17 protein-coding genes are annotated in these 17,180 nt (G+C 61.6%); 4 read left to right on the forward strand and 13 right to left on the reverse strand.

The genetic code is table 11. From position 1 onward, the window contains the following. Positions 1 to 783 carry a slipin family protein gene (locus CEW83_RS01690; protein WP_108947800.1) on the forward strand — a complete coding sequence of 261 codons (783 nt, stop codon included), beginning with the start codon at positions 1 to 3 and terminating at the stop codon, positions 781 to 783. A gap of 51 nt (positions 784 to 834) precedes the next feature. Here the strand turns inward: CEW83_RS01690 and CEW83_RS01695 are convergent, their stop codons facing one another. The 13 genes from CEW83_RS01695 to cydP all read right to left on the reverse strand — a co-directional run bounded on the left by CEW83_RS01695 (position 835) and on the right by cydP (position 14,252). Further along, positions 835 to 1,383: a rhodanese-like domain-containing protein gene (locus CEW83_RS01695; protein ID WP_108947801.1), complete on the reverse strand. Its 549-nt coding sequence runs from the start codon at positions 1,381 to 1,383 to the stop codon at positions 835 to 837. Positions 1,384 to 1,415: 32 nt separating this feature from the next. Continuing rightward, positions 1,416 to 1,754, reverse strand: coding sequence for a hypothetical protein (locus tag CEW83_RS01700; RefSeq protein ID WP_108947802.1), 339 nt, complete (start codon positions 1,752 to 1,754; stop codon positions 1,416 to 1,418). Between the two features lie 12 nt (positions 1,755 to 1,766). Continuing rightward, a complete protein-coding gene (locus CEW83_RS01705) occupies positions 1,767 to 3,122 on the reverse strand; it encodes an NAD(P)/FAD-dependent oxidoreductase (RefSeq protein ID WP_108947803.1) in 1,356 nt (451 codons plus the stop codon). 301 nt (positions 3,123 to 3,423) lie between these two features. Continuing rightward, positions 3,424 to 4,068 carry a response regulator gene (locus CEW83_RS01710; RefSeq protein ID WP_108947804.1) on the reverse strand — a complete coding sequence of 215 codons (645 nt, stop codon included), beginning with the start codon at positions 4,066 to 4,068 and terminating at the stop codon, positions 3,424 to 3,426. After that, the gene (locus tag CEW83_RS01715) at positions 4,022 to 6,616 is read right to left on the reverse strand and encodes a CheR family methyltransferase (RefSeq protein ID WP_159099356.1); all 2,595 of its coding nucleotides are present in this window, start codon (positions 6,614 to 6,616) and stop codon (positions 4,022 to 4,024) included. The genes CEW83_RS01710 and CEW83_RS01715 overlap by 47 nt, the downstream gene beginning before the upstream one ends. A 1,308-nt stretch (positions 6,617 to 7,924) precedes the next feature. Next, positions 7,925 to 8,179, reverse strand: coding sequence for a hypothetical protein (locus CEW83_RS01725; protein WP_159099358.1), 255 nt, complete (start codon positions 8,177 to 8,179; stop codon positions 7,925 to 7,927). Between the two features lie 222 nt (positions 8,180 to 8,401). Beyond that, positions 8,402 to 9,013: a cytochrome b/b6 domain-containing protein gene (locus CEW83_RS01730; RefSeq protein WP_108947808.1), complete on the reverse strand. Its 612-nt coding sequence runs from the start codon at positions 9,011 to 9,013 to the stop codon at positions 8,402 to 8,404. Then, entirely contained in the window at positions 9,010 to 10,635 is a 1,626-nt protein-coding gene (locus tag CEW83_RS01735) for a tetrathionate reductase family octaheme c-type cytochrome (RefSeq protein WP_234418952.1), read from the reverse strand. The genes CEW83_RS01730 and CEW83_RS01735 overlap by 4 nt, the downstream gene beginning before the upstream one ends. A gap of 235 nt (positions 10,636 to 10,870) precedes the next feature. After that, complete coding sequence (locus tag CEW83_RS01740) at positions 10,871 to 11,170, reverse strand: cyd operon YbgE family protein (RefSeq protein WP_108947810.1); 300 nt, start codon at positions 11,168 to 11,170, stop codon at positions 10,871 to 10,873. After that, complete coding sequence (gene cydX / locus CEW83_RS21680) at positions 11,151 to 11,303, reverse strand: cytochrome bd-I oxidase subunit CydX (protein ID WP_108947811.1); 153 nt, start codon at positions 11,301 to 11,303, stop codon at positions 11,151 to 11,153. The genes CEW83_RS01740 and cydX overlap by 20 nt, the downstream gene beginning before the upstream one ends. A gap of 23 nt (positions 11,304 to 11,326) precedes the next feature. Then, complete coding sequence (gene cydB / locus CEW83_RS01750) at positions 11,327 to 12,469, reverse strand: cytochrome d ubiquinol oxidase subunit II (RefSeq protein WP_108947812.1); 1,143 nt, start codon at positions 12,467 to 12,469, stop codon at positions 11,327 to 11,329. A 15-nt stretch (positions 12,470 to 12,484) separates the two neighbouring features. Beyond that, the gene (locus tag CEW83_RS01755) at positions 12,485 to 14,053 is read right to left on the reverse strand and encodes a cytochrome ubiquinol oxidase subunit I (RefSeq protein ID WP_108947813.1); all 1,569 of its coding nucleotides are present in this window, start codon (positions 14,051 to 14,053) and stop codon (positions 12,485 to 12,487) included. Then, the gene (cydP, locus tag CEW83_RS01760) at positions 14,043 to 14,252 is read right to left on the reverse strand and encodes a cytochrome oxidase putative small subunit CydP (protein ID WP_108947814.1); all 210 of its coding nucleotides are present in this window, start codon (positions 14,250 to 14,252) and stop codon (positions 14,043 to 14,045) included. The genes CEW83_RS01755 and cydP overlap by 11 nt, the downstream gene beginning before the upstream one ends. A 166-nt stretch (positions 14,253 to 14,418) precedes the next feature. Between cydP and CEW83_RS01765 the strand changes: the two genes are divergently transcribed. The 3 genes from CEW83_RS01765 to CEW83_RS01775 all read left to right on the forward strand — a co-directional run bounded on the left by CEW83_RS01765 (position 14,419) and on the right by CEW83_RS01775 (position 17,171). After that, positions 14,419 to 15,780: a sigma-54 interaction domain-containing protein gene (locus tag CEW83_RS01765; RefSeq protein WP_108947815.1), complete on the forward strand. Its 1,362-nt coding sequence runs from the start codon at positions 14,419 to 14,421 to the stop codon at positions 15,778 to 15,780. Positions 15,781 to 16,074: 294 nt separating this feature from the next. Then, positions 16,075 to 16,665, forward strand: a complete 591-nt coding sequence (gene petA, locus CEW83_RS01770) for a ubiquinol-cytochrome c reductase iron-sulfur subunit (RefSeq protein ID WP_108947816.1) — start codon at positions 16,075 to 16,077, stop codon at positions 16,663 to 16,665. Positions 16,666 to 16,769: 104 nt separating this feature from the next. Further along, positions 16,770 to 17,171, forward strand: a complete 402-nt coding sequence (locus CEW83_RS01775) for a NifB/NifX family molybdenum-iron cluster-binding protein (protein ID WP_108947817.1) — start codon at positions 16,770 to 16,772, stop codon at positions 17,169 to 17,171. Positions 17,172 to 17,180: the final 9 nt, after the last annotated feature.

The raw sequence follows: 17,180 nt of genomic DNA on the forward strand, positions 1-17,180 counted from the left end.
ATGATTGACCTGCAACTGGGCCTTGGCCCGCTCATCCTGCTTCTCATCTTCCTGATCGTCGCGTCGATCAAGATTCTGCGCGAGTACGAACGCGGCGTCATCTTCATGCTCGGGCGCTTCTGGAAGGTGAAAGGCCCGGGTCTGGTGATCGTGATTCCGGGCATCCAGCAGATCGTGAAGGTCGATCTGCGGGTGGTCACCATGGACGTACCCTCGCAGGACGTGATCTCGCGCGACAACGTTTCGGTGAAGGTGAATGCGATCGTGTTCTTCCGCGTGGTCGACGCCGAGAAGGCGATCATCCAGGTCGAGAATTTCCTCGTCGCTACCAGTCAGCTGGCGCAGACCACCTTGCGCGCGGTGCTGGGCAAGCATGAACTCGACGAGATGCTGGCCGAGCGCGAACGGCTCAATCTCGATGTGCAGCAGATCCTCGATGCGCAGACCGACTCCTGGGGCATCAAGGTGACGAATGTCGAGATCAAGCACATCGACCTCAACGAGAACATGGTGCGTGCCATTGCTCGGCAGGCAGAAGCCGAGCGCGAACGGCGCGCAAAGGTGATCCATGCCGAAGGCGAGCGCCAGGCAGCAGAGGCGCTGAAGGATGCGGCCGAGATGCTGTCACGCGAGCCGGCGGCAATGCAGCTGAGATACTTGCAGACGCTTACGCAGGTGGCGGGTGACAAGAGTTCGACGCTGGTGTTTCCGGTGCCGGTCGACCTGATCGGGCAGTTGTTCAATCAGAGAGAGAATCGTGCAGCGCCGGTCAAAGCCGAGTAAGGCGGGGATGCGCCGGCGTCTTCCGTACAAAAAGACGCCGGCACTTAAAGGTCAGCGCTTGTCGAGGCGGTAGACCGTTTCCGGATTCATCTTTGTGCTCCACGGCAGGCCGCTGTTCTGCCAGCCGTTCTGCAGGCGGAAGCCCGCCTGAGCGCCTTCCTTGATCGCTGCGCCCTGAAAGCCGTTGATCACGTACCTTGCATTCGGGAACCCGTTTTCGCGCAGGAATGCTGCACTCGGTTCGCCACGCTCACTGCCGGAACGGCACATGGTGATGATTTCGGAGTCTGCGCCGAGGCCTCGCTTCTCCAGTTCTGCCTTGATCTGTGCGACGAAGTCGGGGTTCTGGTACAGGCGGAACACACCGCGCTTCTCGTTCCACTGCGTACGGTCGACGAGCATGAAGGGCACGTTAACATGCACTTCATCGGTGAAGCCGATGAACATGATTTCAACCGGGTCGCGGACGTCGACGAACAGCAGGTTCTTTTCCTGGGCCTGAACCCGGGTATGGGTTTCTTCCGCGCTGATGCCGATGTCAAGTGCGTGTGCGCCCAGGCTCAGCAGGCTGAGCGAGCAGGCCAGCAATAGTTTTTTCATGTTGATTTCCTCCTGGTTGATGAGGCAGGCGGTCAGCGCTGGCGGCGCAGGGTTGCGGCCAGCGGCAGCGTGAGCGCCGCAGCGACAGCACCAAAGCCTGCGGAAATGGCGAACAGGTTTGCCCAGTCCACCCAGTAACCCATGTTTTCGAATGAGGATTTCGTCATCCCCGGGGTGAGCAGAAAGGCGCCGATGAGTGCGATCAGGCCGACCCCAATCGCAGGCTTTACCGCGCCACACCACGCCGGGCGACCGCGCACGATCGCAATACCGAAGAGGATGATCAGAAGGGCTGCGACGCTGATGACGACGGGCAGATACATCAAGCCAAGCTCGAAGACGATATTCATTGCAAGCCAGATTTCATACATGGTGCGTTCTCCTTATACCCGGCCTTTGGCGACCGCCATGTAGGCGGGCTTGAGCAGGCGGTATTTCATCAGCCAGGCAAAATAGCTGTCCTGCAGCGGGTCGATCATTGGCAGCGAGGGGGTCAGCCGGTTTTCGTAGTCAAACTCGACCAGCAGGGCCGCGCCTTCTCGAAGCAGCAGCGGGCAGGAGGTGTAACCGTCAAAGCGCTGCGACGGCTCGCGCCCGGCGATCACGTCCAGCAGGTTCTGGGCGACGAGTGGTGCGCTCTTCTTGATTGTTGCGGCGGTTTTCCCCTTGGGGGTGCCGTTGATGTCGCCAAGCCCGAACACGTTGGGGAAGCGACGATGACGCAGCGTCTCGCGATCGACTTCGAGCCAGCCGCCGGCGGCGAAACCCCCTTCTTTCCACGACAGGGGGCTGTTCCTGACGACGTCGGGCGCGCTCATCGGCGGTACAACGTGAATGAAGTCGTAGTCGACTTCGGTGCGCTCGCCCTCCGGACTGGCGAAGGTGGCGCGCTGGGCGCCGATATCAACCGCGACCAGCTTGCTGTTGAACGTCACCGGGATGTCGAGCGCAGCCCAGCGTTTCAGCACTTCCTCGTTGATGCTGGGAACGCTGAAGACGTTACCGAGCGCGGAGTGAAACAGCACCTTCGAGCTGCTGCGCGTTCCAGACTGCTTTAGGCGGTCGGCTACCATGAAGGTCATCTTCAAAGGCGCGCCGGCGCACTTGAGTGCAGTGGCAGGCAGGGTCATCAGCGCGGTTCCGCCTTTCTGGCGGAAGGCATCCATCGTTTTCCAGGTGGTCTGAGCTGCGTCCGGGCTGGGGTAGACGCTGGTCAGCCCGTTCTGGCCAATGGCCTTCACGTCCATGCCCTCGATCTGTTCAAAGTTCAGCTGCAGACCGGTGGCGACAACGAGATAGTCATAGCCGATGCGTTTTCCGCTCTCGGTCACCACTTCGTTGGCCTCGGGGTCAAACTCGGCGACCATCTCACGCACCCACTCGACGCCTGCCGGGATCAGGTCGGCATTGCGATCGCTGACTTTATCGACCGGCCAGATGCCTGTTGCGACAAGCGTGTAGCCGGGCTGGTAGTTGTGAATTTCCTTGCGGTCGACGATGGTGATGCTCGCACCCTCAAGCTCGCGTGCAAGCCGGTTGGCGATTGCCAGACCGCCGAGGCCGCTCCCTGCAATGACGACGCGCGCAGATGTCTGCAGCGCAGCCTTCGACTCCGGTGATACGACCGACAACCCGACACCCGATGCAAGAGGCAGGCCGGTCATGCCCAGCAGCAGACGACGCCGTCCTGCGTCATGCTCATCTGCGGGTACCTGAATGGGGTGGTTCTTTGTGTTCATACGTCCTCTCCTCCTGTCCGGAAAACCAGCTTCATGCAGGACACAGGATCAGCCACGCACTGAAGTTGTTTATTATTATATAAGTAAATAATTATTAAACGCCTTATGCCGGATGCTTGTGTAACTTTGGTTACATGAACGCGGCGAACTGGAGATGCAGATTGAAGCGCCCGATCCTTGAAACGGCACCGGATTTCGAGGGCGTCCTTCTTGCGCAGGCTTGATGCGGTTGGGACGGGCGCTTGCAAGTGCCGTCGGGATGCCACGGAGCGGACAGAACGCGTCCGCGGTGGGGCGCTCCTCAGGGCGAGGTCAGGCCATTGCGAATCGCGTATTTCGTGAGCTCGGCAACGCTGTGAAGTTCAAGCTTGCGCATGATGTTGCGGCGGTGAACGTCCACCGTGCTCGTTGCAATGCACAGGTGGTCCGCGATCTCGGGCGAGGTGTGACCTTCGGCAAGCAGCTGCAGCACTTCGCGTTCGCGGCGCCCGAGTTTCTCGTTGTTGCGGAGATCCGCGGGCGCCTGGGTACGCACGCTGTCGACCAGGGTCGCGGCGGCTTCATTGCACAGGTAGGTGCGGCCCATTGATACCGCGCGGATAGCGCGCAGGAGTTCGTCCCGGCCCGCTGACTTGACCACATAGCCCGACGCGCCGGCGTCGAGCATCTGCAGCACGATTCGTCGATCCGAGTAGGTCGACAGGGCGACGACCCGGATCTTCGGCTGTTCGGCCAACATGCTGCGTGTCGCCTCGATGCCGCCCATCACGGGCAGGCCAATGTCCATCAGCACGACGTCCGGGTGCAACTCACGGGCGAGCGTCAGTGCGTCCAGCCCGTCGCTGCATTCACCGACCAGTGCAATGTCGAGCTCGCGCTCAAGGACGACCTTGAGCGCTTCACGCAGTATCTTGTGATCGTCTACCAGCAGGACTCGAATCGTCATCCTGTTGCCCCTCCCTGAGTGTCTGCCTTTTTCTTGCGGGGAATATGATCCTGATCGTGGCGCCAGCCCCCGGTCTGCTGCTGACTTCCATCTCGCCACCGATGAATTCAATGCGCTCCCTGACGCTGATGAGCCCGAAACCACTTTCGCCTGCCGGACAGGACACCGCCTTCTCGTAGTCGAAGCCCCGGCCCTGATCGGTTACCGTAATGGAGAGCCGGTCGCCCTCCTGGCGATGGCAGTCGATGCTGGCGAGGTTGGTGTCGGCGTGCTTGGACACGTTGATCAGCAACTCCCTGATGGCTCGGAAGATGGTCGTGCGTGCGGGCTCTTCCAGAACGGGCAGGTCGTCCTCGCGCTCGATGTGGACCGCCAGTCCGTACAGACGCTCCATCTCCTCGCTCAGCCATTCGAGTGCCGGTACCAGACCCAGGGTGCCCAGAATCGGTGGGCTGAGGTGCAGCATCAGGGAGCGAACCGAGCGATGCGCCTGGTCGATGAGCTCCTCCATCTCCGACAGTGCTGCCTTGAGTACGCCCCGTCGCTCGCTGCCCTCGAGGGATGTGAGCTTGATCTTCACGATGGCCAGGGTCTGGGCAAGGTCGTCGTGCAGGTCCCGCGCCAGCAGCCGGCGTTCCCGCTCTTCACTCAATGCCAGCTCGGCCATCAGGGTCCGCAACTGCGCAGTGCGCTCGCGAACACGCCTCTCGAGCGAGGTCGCCATCGTGCGCATCGCAGCGGTGGCCTGTTCGGAGGAAATCCTGGCCTCGGTCACGTCGCTGTACGTCATCACGACGCCCTCGATGTGATGGCTCTCGGTGCGGTAGGGAATGATGCGACGCAGGTACCAGTGCTCGTCACGCGATCTGAACTCGGTCTGAACCGGCTGCAGGGTTTTCAGCACCTGCTGGGCTTCTTCGACAATGCCGGTGCCGAGCCCGTCAGAAGAAAAATCCGTTATCGGGCGGCCAACGTCGGTCGCGATGATGTTGCCGACGGCCTCCATGCCCGGGGTCAGCCACTTGATGCGAAATCCATGGTCGAGGCAGATGGTGGCGATCTCACTGCTGGCCAGCAGATTGCGAATGTCGGCGTTGCTCGTCTGAAGCTCTGTGACCTTTTCCTGCAGTGTGCGGTTGGTGGCGTTCAGCGTGTCGTTGAGCGACTTCAGTCCGTCCCTTGATATCTCGAGTTCTTCATTCGCGGACTGCAGTTCCGCGTTCATCGCGGCAACTTCCTCGTTGGAGACCTGCAGCTCATGGTTGGACGTTGTCAGTTGCTCGATCACGCTCTGCAGGTCATCGCGGGTGGCGCGCAGTTCGTCTTCCAGCTGTTTTACCTGCGGGTCGCCAGTCTTTTTGCCGCTCGCCGGTGGATTGCCCGCGTTCTCGAACACGACCAGCAGATACCGGCAGTCGCCTCCGTCGGGCTCCGTAACCGGGACGACGCTGAAACGCACCTGCCGGTAGCCGTGGGCCTCGCGTATGCGCGCATCGTCGACAGTGACCGTCGTTCTCTGCTTGAGCGCCTGCCTGAGCGCGCATCCAAGCCGTGACCGAAGGCCTTCACGGGCTTGAGCGAGCAGGTCGAGGGTTGGTGCGCCGCGGGGCATCTGCAGGAAGTGCTCTGTCGGGCCGCAGAAATAGCATGTTTCGAAGCTGGTGCTGACCAGCACGGCCGTGGGCGGAAAATGCGCCTGCAGCAGTCTGCGGGTCAGGCTCGCCACGTCATCGTCCCGCGACGCGGACGGCCTGGCGTCGGGTACGGTCACAGACCAGCTGTCCGGTTTAGTGGGCATGGGCACACCTGAAGTCTTGCAGCGATCCCGGTGACGGTAGATGCGCCATTTTCTGGAAACCGGCACGAACAGATCCGTGTGCCGGCCAGGGGTTTCTGCGCAGCCGAGAAAGAGATGGCCGCCTGGGTTCAAGGCAAAGTCAAACGATGAAAAGAGCGCCTGCCGGGTGCTGTCATCAAGGTAGATCAGCAGGTTGCGACAACAGATCAGGTCCACCCTGGATATGGGCGGATCGCTGATGACATTCTGCACGCCGAAGACCACGCAGTCGCGCACTTCCGTGCGCAGCTGATAACGGCCATCCGGGTCGCACGGGACGAAGTAGCGCGCCAGGTACGCTGCGGCGACATGATCCTTTATCTCGTCAGGATAGATCCCGCGGCGCCCATATTGCAGGGCTGCATCGTTGATGTCGGTGGCGAACACCTGAAGCGGGCAGTGTTTCTTCGCACGACGCAGCGCGTCGAGGATCAGGATCGCGACCGAATAGGCTTCTTCACCCGTAGAACAGGCGGGCACCCAGACCCGGATCGCTTTGCCTGCCACCGCGGCCTCGATCATTGGCGCAAGGACGTCGGTGTCGAGCACCTTCCATGCTTCGGGGTCGCGGAAGAACACGGAGACTCCGATCAGCAGCACCTTGAACAGCGCTTCCGCTTCACCCGGGTCCGAATCGAGCATGCGTACATAGTCCGGGAGCGCATGCAGGGCATGCAGCGCCATGCGGTGGCGGATATGGCTGATCAGCATGTCCTGCCTGAACTGGCCGAAATTGCAGTCATGACGCCGGCGGATCAGATCGAGAATCCGATCCAGACATGCGCGATCATCCCAACCGGGCGGGACGGAGGGGGATCCCGTTTGAGCGGACTGTGCTGTGCGCGCAGCCTGGGCGTTCGCGGCAGAGCGGGCGCTGGTCGAAATGGTGAACGAAGGTGCAAACGGCGGTCTGCCGTCCCCATCCTGCCGGCGTCGTGCGGATGTGACGCCATCGTGCGCTGCCTTTGCTGTGGGTAGCGAGGCGGCAGAGGGCGCTGTGTTGTTGTTTGTCACCCGGAGTCCCTTCCTGCGCTGGTCTGTTATGCGCATGAATCGCGACGCGGGCGATGCATGTGCTTGCGCTTATTCAACGAAAGTAACAAATCCAGACAAATAGCGCAGTACCTGAAATCAGGTAGCGCTTTTTCGGCCGGATTCGGACGTGCGCAGAGCCGCGTGCAGCAATCCGTGCTGCGATTTTCGCCTTGGGCTGGATGAGAGGCAGCTCGTCCCGCAACGCAGGTTTGGCGCGTGGGGACCGGGTTTGAGCACACTGCCGGTTGCCGTTGCAGATGATTTCGGCATGGCTTGCGGTCTCATGCCATGCAGGCATTGCCGCGGCGAGGACGAGGCGCAGCGCTTGAAGGGGCTGGCGCTCACTACCATCGTCCCGGTAGCCCGTATTCGACGATTCAGGTATTACCCGGGTCGGCAATGCACCGTAAGGTGAAGCTGACGGCGAGCCTGCGGGCGAGCACGCGCCACGGGGCGCCAAGCCTGCAAGGATGGGAGAGATCGGCCTGAGACCGGTTCATGTCCCATATGGGTCCGTCCGCGGACAATGGGAGGTGAGCTCATGCGTTACGGAAAACGGTTGTTGAGGCTGCTGAAGGCGGGGCCCGCTCAGGTACTTGAGGCAGGGTGTCTGATGCGCGACAGTTCGCGTGTCGATGGTGCTGATCATGTGGCATCCGGACGGACTTCGATCAGGCAGGGCTTGGTGGTGCTGACATGCAGTTTCGCTCTCCTGGCAGGGCAGGCTGGTGCAGTGATCGCCAGCCTTGACGTGCCGCCCGCCGAGTCGTGTGGGCCGGAACATGCGGCGGATGACCCCACGCGTGAGAAGGCGCCCGGGAGCGGGACGCAATGCCCGGCCCAGACTGCGGAGCCAATACCAGCGCCGACGCAAACTCCGAAAGATGTTGAGGAAGGGCGGCGCGTGGGCATGCTGATGCTCTTCCTGCACATGATCGGCGGCAGCAGGACGCAATGAGCTTCAGTGACGTCTTGCGGTGAGCGTTACTCCCACGCCCAGCTGTCTGCGGGAATCTTGAGAAAGACCTCTTCATCGGCGGCTGTGCTTGCCGAGAGCTCAAGCACGCCGCCTTCCTTGACACGCGCCCGCGTGCCGACCGCGTCGAGCAGTCCGGTCATTGTCGATGGACGCCGCACTGTCGTCGGCAGCCACCCGAAGTGCTCGCCCAGCAGCCCCAGCCAGGCGTCGAGCGATGGTTCGGACAGGCGGACGAGCTTGATGTCGATCTCACTGGTCATGGTGTTCAAGGCAGGTGACAGGCGTTCGATGCCCGCGCAGGTGTGCGGGCTGAAAACAGCGGCTAGTTGGTTGGCTGTAAAAAAATACAGTATTTCGCTGTCGACTGCAATTCCCGGCATCTTCAGTCCGATGCCGGGCGTGAAAGCGCACTCGCCCCGGCGGAAAGACGAAGCTTCTGCCGGGGCGAGTGCGCTTGCGCGGGAATGGCTGCCGCCACAGGGTCAATGTGGCTGGTCGGACTCCTCCCATCCCGTGATCATGGCCTTGATGTGGGCGAAGACCGTATGTCCGGTGGTGGTGAGATAGACGTGGATGAAGAAGAAGGCCGTGATCATGAAGGCCCCGATCGTATGCGCCAGCGCAACCGACTCGAGCGACAGGTATTGCGCCAGACCAAGCTGCCCCCAGTTGCCGTAGAACAGATACAGCAGGCCCGACACCCAGATCAGCGGTGAGATGAAGGCCAGCAAGGCCAGGTAGGCCAGGCGCTGCAAGGGGTTGTGCTTGTGGCGCGCCGTCTTGTGGAAGGGGTGCGGGCTGTTTCTGAAGATCCCGATGGTGTAGTAGTTGACCATCGCCAGCACGTTCTTCATCGATGGAAGGTACTGCCGCCATTCGCCCGTCGTGAACTGCCAGAAGATGGTGAAGGCCCACAGTAACAGCAGCGACCATGCGGCCACGGTGTGCACGCTCACGGCCTTGCCAAAGCCGAGCAGCGCGTAGCTGCCGTGTATCTCGAAACCGGTGATCATCATGATGATGATCAGCGCAGCCTGCGACCAGTGCCAGAACCGTTCATAGCGCTTGTAGATGTAGATGCGTCCGGTGCTCATTGTTCATGCCTCCTGCGACGGGTGACGATGCGGATCAGGCCATGCAGCAGGCCTGCTCCGATGGAGCCGGCGATGAGCATGCCGCCCAGCATGTCGATCCATTTGTTGTGATCACGACCCGGAATGTAGATGTCCGTGATCTCGGCAAGGCGGCCGTCAGCGGAGCGGGTGTGGCATTCCTGGCACGGAACGGCTTTCTCCTTGGGCGCGACCATGTGGGTGATGAACCAGTTCATGCGGGTTTCGATGAAACCGAACTCGCCGCTGTAGGGAAGCTCCGCGTAATCCATGCCGGCCTTGATTGACTTGGCGTAATCGAAGTTGCCCCAGAAGGCAGTGTCGTCCTTGCCGTAGACATGATTGACGACCAGGGTCTTGTTGATCTTGTCGTAGGGCTGCTTGCCGTGCATGACCTTGAACGGCCAGATGCGGGCATTGGGGTCCTTCGCCGAGCCCTCGACCGCGTTGAGCTCAAGGACTTTCGTGTCGTCGATCGTGTCGGTGATCGCGATCTGATGAACCACGCCGTTGTACCACTTGTATACCGGGCGCACGTTCTCGCCGTACTCGAAGTCGCCTTTCTCGGCAGAGTAGATCAGGTGTCCATGGTCGTTCTTGATGAACAACGGCTTGCCGTCTGGCCCCCGCTTGCCGGCAGTCGACCAGTCCCAGAGCATCTTGGTCCCCAGGCCACCACGTGCGAACTCTGGAATGTGGCAGGTCTGGCAGGCGAGTCTGTCGGCATGCCTGTTGATCCGGTCCTCCATGTGCGGCGTCACGCCATGGCAGGATTCGCATGTTGCGCGGTTGTGGTCGTCGACGGGCAGATCGAGCCCGTGCGTATCCTTCGGGTTGGCCGCGTAACGACTGCCCGAGGGCTGGTGTGCATTGAAGGTGTGGCAGTCAGCACAGGTCATGCTGGCGCCATCGACCGCCATGTGCACATCGAGCTCGCGGCTTGGCTTGATCAGTGAGCTGTCCAGGTCCCCGTGTTTCACCGCGTCTCCGCCACCGCCGTTGAAGTGGCAGGCTCCGCAGTTTTCGCGCCCGGGCTGCCCGACATGCTGGGCGATCTTCGCCAGATCCGGTGGTTGCACGATATTGCCACTGCCCTTGGGCATTTCGCGCGGTTCGTACAGCGGGTGCCCGGCGTCGGTGGCAATCTTCTTGTAGGTGCCCGTCGTATCGTGACAGGCGAGACAATCGACGTTCTCCTGATTGGTGAAGTCGAAGTCCTTGTCCTCCCAGCCATAACCGGCGTGGCAGCTGGTACAGCGTGGCTCATTGGAGATCGGCGAACCGCAGAAATTGTTCGCGGCGAACTTCTTGCCGAGCTTCTTGCCGGTGGTCGGGCTCACCGCTTCCCAGGTCCAGTGAATGCTCTTCATCACCTGGTGCCCTGCCTTGTTGTGACAGCTGAGGCAGGCGCGGGTGACATCCGGGCCCGTCGCGAAAGGGCCCTTCAACGCTTCGAGCTGGCTATGGTCCGTGGTAACAGTCGAGGTCGAGGCGGACTTCGCTGGGTGCGCAAGCGGCGCTGTCGTCGCGAGTGCGGGTGTCGGGCCGTGGAGCAGGGTGACCAGCAGACCCGCTCCGAACAGTTTTTTCCAGTGGAAGTTCACGATGTCTCCTTTGTTCCAGCGGCGTGTGCGCGTTGCGCATGTGCCCATCCCTCTACCGTCGTACAGAGGGTCCCGCGGGGGCGGTCAGCTCGCAGTGCCGGGCGGTCTGCAAAGCAGTAAATCGATCATTTCTGATTCATTGTTGAGCAGCAGGGCCTGAAACCGGAGGGCTGAGGCTTGCTGCAGTCTGAAAATGCTGGCGCTGTCGCACGATGCGGCAAGGCCAGCGCGGAAATCAGCCGAGGGTGTACAGCCTTATGGCCGCCAGCGCGACGCCGCCCAGACACGCAAGCCCGGAAAACAGCCAGCGCCAGGCGAAAAAGCGCGGTCTGAAACCGACGCCCGTCACGAAACCGGCACTCATCGCCCAGAACAGCGCCATCGCGGCCCAATGGTCGGCTCCACCGCCGGGTGCGGCGAGCGCCCCCGGCCAGATGGTGATGCCGAGCATGATGGCGATGGCGGCGAGCAGCGGCAGCAACTGAATGCTGCTGCCGGGCTGGACAACCGCCGGGTCAGTTTGCCGGTCGGTCATTGTCGGCGCCCGTCGGGCGGGATCCGCCGCCCCGGGCCTCCTCGCGTGCGGCTTCGTTCTCGCCCCACATGGCGTTCAGAATTGCCAGCAGGACGGCAAAGCCAATGCCCAGTACCCATGCGAAATACCACATCGTGTGCTCCTTTCTCTATTGGCTCAGTAGGCCGAGTGTTCGTTTTCGCGGATGTAGGCGGTCGTGACCTTGCCCGACATCACCTTGTAGGCCCAGCTCGTGTAGATGATGATCAGGGGCATGAAGATGATCGTGGCCCAGAACATGATGCCCAGTGTGCGATGGCTGGAGACGCTGTCCCACACCGTCAGGCTGGCGGCCGGCATGGTCGAGGACGGCATCAGGAAGGGGAACATCGACACCCCGGCCGTACCGATCACGCCCACGATGGCGAACGACGATGCGACGAATGCGGTGAGCGTGCGGCCACGCGCCACCATCAGCATGCCAACGGCGGTGCCGAGGTAGGCGATTGCCGGCACGATCAGGGTCAGTGGCATGTCGCGGTAGTTCGCAAACCAGGCGCCGCTTTGCTGCACAACGGTCTTCGACATCGGGTTGGGCTGGGCTGCGGCATCAACGGCAGAGGTGATCACGTAGCCGAAGTTGCCTTGCGCCAGCCAGATGCCGGCACCAGTGAAGCCCACCAGCATCAGCGCACCGAATACCAGTGCGGCGGTGCGCGCCCGGTTCTGTATTTCACCCTCCGTACGGTGCGCCAGATAGATCGCGCCATGGAAGGTGATCATCGCCGTGCTCACCACGCCGGCAAGCAGCGCAAACGGATTCAGCAGGCCCCAGAACGACCCGGTGTAGTACGACACCAAGTTGTTGTCGAAGTGGAAGGGCACGCCTTGCAGCAGGTTGCCGAATGCGACGCCAAAGATCAGCGGCGGCACCGCACCGCCGACGAACAGGCCCCAGTCCCAGGTCGTCCGCCACGTGGCGTTGTGGATCTTGCTGCGGTAGTCGAAGCCGACGGGCCGGAAGAACAGGGCCCACAGCACGGCCAGCATGGCCCAGTAGAAGCCGGAGAAGGCGGTGGCATACACCAGCGGCCAGGCGGCAAAGATGGCGCCGCCGCCGGTGATGAACCACACCTGGTTGCCATCCCAGTGCGGTCCTACAGTGTTGATCACGACTCGACGCTCTTCGTCGTTCTTGCCGACGAAGGGCAGCAGCGTGCCGACGCCCATGTCGTGACCGTCCATGATGGCAAAGCCCACGAGCAGTACGCCCACGAGAATCCACCAGATGAGTTTCAGGGTCGGGTAATCGAAGATCATGGTCTTGGCTCCTGATCAGGCTTTGGCAGCAGCGTGGTGGGTTTCGTTGAGATAACGGCCAGTACCGAGGCTGCCCGGCCCCTGGCGGGCAAAGCGAACCATCAGGTACATCTCGACCACGAGCAGCAGGGTGTAGAAGCCGATGAAACCGGCGAGCGAGCCATACAGACTTTCCACGGTCAGCGTCGACACCGAAAGGTGGGTCGGCAGTACGCCGTAGATGGTCCAGGGCTGCCGGCCATACTCGGCGACAAACCAGCCCATCTCACAGGCCAGCCAGGGAACGGGCAGGAACCACAGCGACCACTTCAGCAGCCAGGTGCGGGTGGCGAAATCGCCCTTGATCGAATACCACAGCGCAAGACCGAACAGCGCGAGCATGGCAAAGCCCATCGCCACCATGATGCGGAAGGTCCAGAACAGCGGCGCGACGCGGGGCAGGGTGTCGCGGGTGGCGCGGTCGATGATCTCCGGGGTGACATCATCCATCGACACGACGTACTTCTTGAGCAGCAGGCCGAAGCCGAGATCGGCTTTCACCTTGTCAAAGGCAGCACGGGTCGCGTCGTCGGCCGGCGCCTGACGCAGCTTCTCAAGCAGGCGAACAGCTTCGATGCCGGTGACGATGCGCTCGCGATTCTTGACCAGGATCTCCTTGATGCCGGGCAGTTCCTTGTCGAGCGAACGGGTGCCGATGATGCCCATCGCCCAGGGGATATGAATGGCAAAGTCGTTCTTCATCTCCTCCTGGTTGGGGATGGCGATCACGTTGAAGCTGGCGGGCGCCGGTTCGGTTTCCCACATGGCTTCCATCGCGGCGAGCTTGGTCTGCTGGGCTTCGCCGAGTGCGTAGCCGGACTCGTCGCCGAGCACGATCACCGAGCACACCGACGCAAAGCCAAAAGCGGCCGCAATGCGGAAGCTGCGCTTGGCAAACTCGATATCACGCCCCTTCAGCAGGTACCAGGCCGAGATCGACAGCACGAACATTGCGCCGGTGACATAGCCTGCCGACACCGTATGCACGAACTTGCCCTGTGCGACCGGATTGAACAGCACCGCCCAGAAGTCGGTGAGTTCCATGCGCATGGTTTCATAGCTGAACTCGGCCCCGACCGGGTTCTGCATCCAGCCGTTGGCGATCAGAATCCACAGGGCAGACAGGTTTGTCCCCACCGCCATCAGAATCGTCACCAGCAGATGCTGGCGGCGCGAGAGCCGGTCCCAGCCGAAGAAGAACAGACCGATCATGGTCGATTCGAGGAAGAAGGCCATCAGGCCCTCGATGGCAAGCGGGGCGCCGAAGATGTCGCCCACGTAGTGCGAGTAGTACGCCCAGTTGGTGCCGAACTGAAACTCGAGCGTAATGCCGGTGGTGACGCCAAGTGCAAAGTTGATGCCGAACAGCTTGCCCCAGAATTTGGTCATGTCCTTGTAGACGGTCTTGCCCGTCATTACATAGACACTCTCCATGATGACCAGCATCCAGACCATGCCAAGCGTAAGCGGCACAAACAGGAAGTGGTACATCGCTGTTGCGGCAAACTGCAGCCGCGACAGGTCTACGAGTTGTTCACTGACCATCGTGTTCTCCATCAATCGAGATTTGTTGTTTTGCAGATGCTGACGGTGCAAACCTGGCTGCAACGCTGTCGGGCGCCACGGGCACCTTCTCCTCGCGAACGAAAACCCACCACAGGGCGGTGATCAGAACAAGCTTGATCAGGACGACCAGGACGAGTTCACGAACGAGTTTGCGATCGGATGTGGCAGCTTGTGGCATAGGAAACTCCAGGTTTGCTTGAATCCTATCAAGATCCGTACCACACATAAAAGCAATAAAAAGTTGATTAAAATCAAATTGTTGGTTAAGTAATTGAATATTTTGATTGACCTGTTTGTGCCATAGTGGCAGATTGGTTGCGCCAACATGTCAAGAGTGACAGTCCATGTCTGCCGACCCGCGACCACTGCCAGAACTCGTTTCATTCATAGAAACGCTGCCGGAACCCCACATCCTGTGCGACCGTGACTACCGGATCATCGCGGCCAATGCGGCGTACCGAAGTTCGTGCGCCGACGGTCGCAGCGTGGTCGGTCGCACCTGCTACGACGTGTCGCATCACTACAGCGTCCCCTGCGACCGGGCAGGAGAGTCCTGTCCGCTGTCGCGAAGCCTGCAGTCCGGGCAGCGTGAGCGGGTGCTGCATCTGCATCACACACCGCGTGGCGAGGAGTACGTCAACATCGAGCTTTCGCCGGTCCGTGACGGCAGCGGGGAGATCGCCTGGTTCATCGAGAAGATGGAGCCGATGCCGGTTGCGCGCGGGGTGTCCGACAACCATGGCCTGATCGGCCGTGCGCCCGCCTTTCAGCGCATGCTGGAACTGGTGGTGCGGGTTGCGCCATCGGAGGCCAGCGTCCTGCTGCAGGGCGAGTCCGGCACCGGCAAGGAACTTGTCGCCAGTGCGGTGCATGAAGCCAGCCGGCGTGCGGATCGGCCCTTCGTGGTGGTGGATTGCTCCGGGCTCCCCGATACCCTGTTCGAGAGTGAAGTCTTCGGCCATGAGCGTGGCGCCTTCACCGGCGCGGTGGCGCGCAAGCCGGGGCTCGTCGAGGCCGCCAGCGGCGGCACGCTCTTCCTCGACGAGGTCGGCGACATTCCGCTGAGCATGCAGGTCAAGCTGCTGCGCCTGCTCGAAACCGGCACCTATCGTCGCGTCGGCTCAACCGAGTTGCGCCGCGCCGATATTCGTCTGGTGTCGGCGACCCACCGCCCCCTGCAGGAGATGATCGGCGACGGGTCGTTCCGGCAGGACCTGTACTTTCGCCTGAATACCTTTCCGATCATTGTTCCACCCTTGCGCGAGCGGCTTGAAGACTTGCCCCTGCTGGTCACTTCCTTGCTCGAACGTGTCGCGCCGAACCGCAAGCTTGAACTGTCCGCCGATGCCATGCAGGTACTCGCGGCCTATCCGTTTCCGGGCAATGTGCGTGAGCTTCGCAATGTGCTGGAGCGTGCGAGCCTGATGTGTGACGGCGACATGATTCATCCTGAACATCTGGCTGAAGAGATCAGGCAGGGGGCTGCCGCCATGCCCCCACCGGGTCGGTCTGTGCATGAGAGCGCAGCGATTGCCTTGGGCGGGCATGCCGTGCCGGATCTTGGCGAACTCGAACACCAGGTGCTGCGACAGGCGGTGATCAGCCATCGGGGGAGCCGGCGTGAGCTCGCTGCCAGACTGGGGTTGAGCGAACGCACGCTCTACCGGCGCCTGAAAGCGCTCGGGCTGGACAAGGCGCTGGACTGACGGCTGCCAGATCGATTGGCAGGTACTGCCATCATGGCAGCCGTGGCAGCGCGGTGGAATCGGGGCTGTTTTGCATCTATCTGAAAAATATAGGTTTCCTGTTTGGCACGCAGATTGCTAATTCGAATGTGAAGCGAGGCTGTATCGCAATCGTCGTCCGGTCTTCACCTCTGAGACCCCCCAACCCCTTGGTGCTGCGATTGCGTATGACAAGTGCCTGAATGGCACGACATCCGGCCTCGCTTCCTTTTTTCGAACGCATTTCAATCGCAAGAACCGAACGAGGGAGCGTCCATGTCTGACTGCCTTAAGGACCGTCGTAAACTGCTCATTGCCACAGGCGGAGCTGGTGCCGTTGCAGCCGCAGCGAGTGCCGTCCCCTTTGTGGCCAGCCTGACGCCGTCCCAGCGTGCGCGCGCCGCAGGTGCGCCTGTCGAGGCGGATGTCAGCAAACTGGCCGCCGGCGAGATGATGACCGTCGAATGGCGCGGAAAGCCGGTGTGGATTCTCCGTCGCACGCCGGAAATGCTGGCTGCGCTGGAAGGGCATGACCAGGATCTCGCCGATCCCGGCTCCAGTGAAAACCAGCAGCCGGCGTATGCGGCAAACCGGCACCGCTCGATCAACCCCGAGTTTCTGGTGGTTGTCGGCATCTGTACCCACCTGGGCTGCTCGCCCTCCGAGAAGTTCGCGCCGGGTGCGGAAAGCGGTGTCCGGGCCGACTGGCCGGGCGGCTTTCTGTGCCCGTGTCACGGTTCCACCTTCGATCTGGCCGGCCGTGTCTTCCTGAGCCAGCCGGCGCCGACCAATCTTGAAGTGCCCCCGTACATGTGGCTGTCCGATGCGGTTGTCCGCATCGGCGAGGACGAGAGCGGAACGGCCTGATCGGTCAGGTCCGCACCCTTTCCCCGGCGCCGGCGTGTGGCGCAATCGGCAAGGCGGGAGCGACCGCCTCATGTTTGAGGCAATGCACAGCAGGAGTACCCATCATGAGAGTTGCAGTCACAAGCCAGAACTTCAGCACCGTCACCGCCCATGCAGGCAAGGCGAGGCGCTTTCTGATCTACGACATCAGCAATCCGTGTTCGCCACGTGAAGTAGAGCGACTGGATCTGCCCAGGGAAATGTCATTCCACGAGTTTCACGGCGATCACCATCCGATCGACGGTGTTGACGCACTGGTGACCGGCGGCGCGGGTGAGGGCTTTGTCGCGCGTCTGGGACAGCGTGGTATCGAGGTCGTGATGTGTGGCGAGACGGATCCGCTGCAGGCGGTAAAGGACTACATCCAGGGCACAGTCAAGCCTGTTACGCCCGGCGAACAAGAGCATGGCCACCATCACCACCATCACCACCATCACCACCACAGCCACGGCAATCATCAGCACTGATCCTGATTG

Origin of the sequence: Parazoarcus communis (assembly GCF_003111645.1) — a bacterium.
GTDB classification, from domain to species: domain Bacteria; phylum Pseudomonadota; class Gammaproteobacteria; order Burkholderiales; family Rhodocyclaceae; genus Parazoarcus; species Parazoarcus communis_A.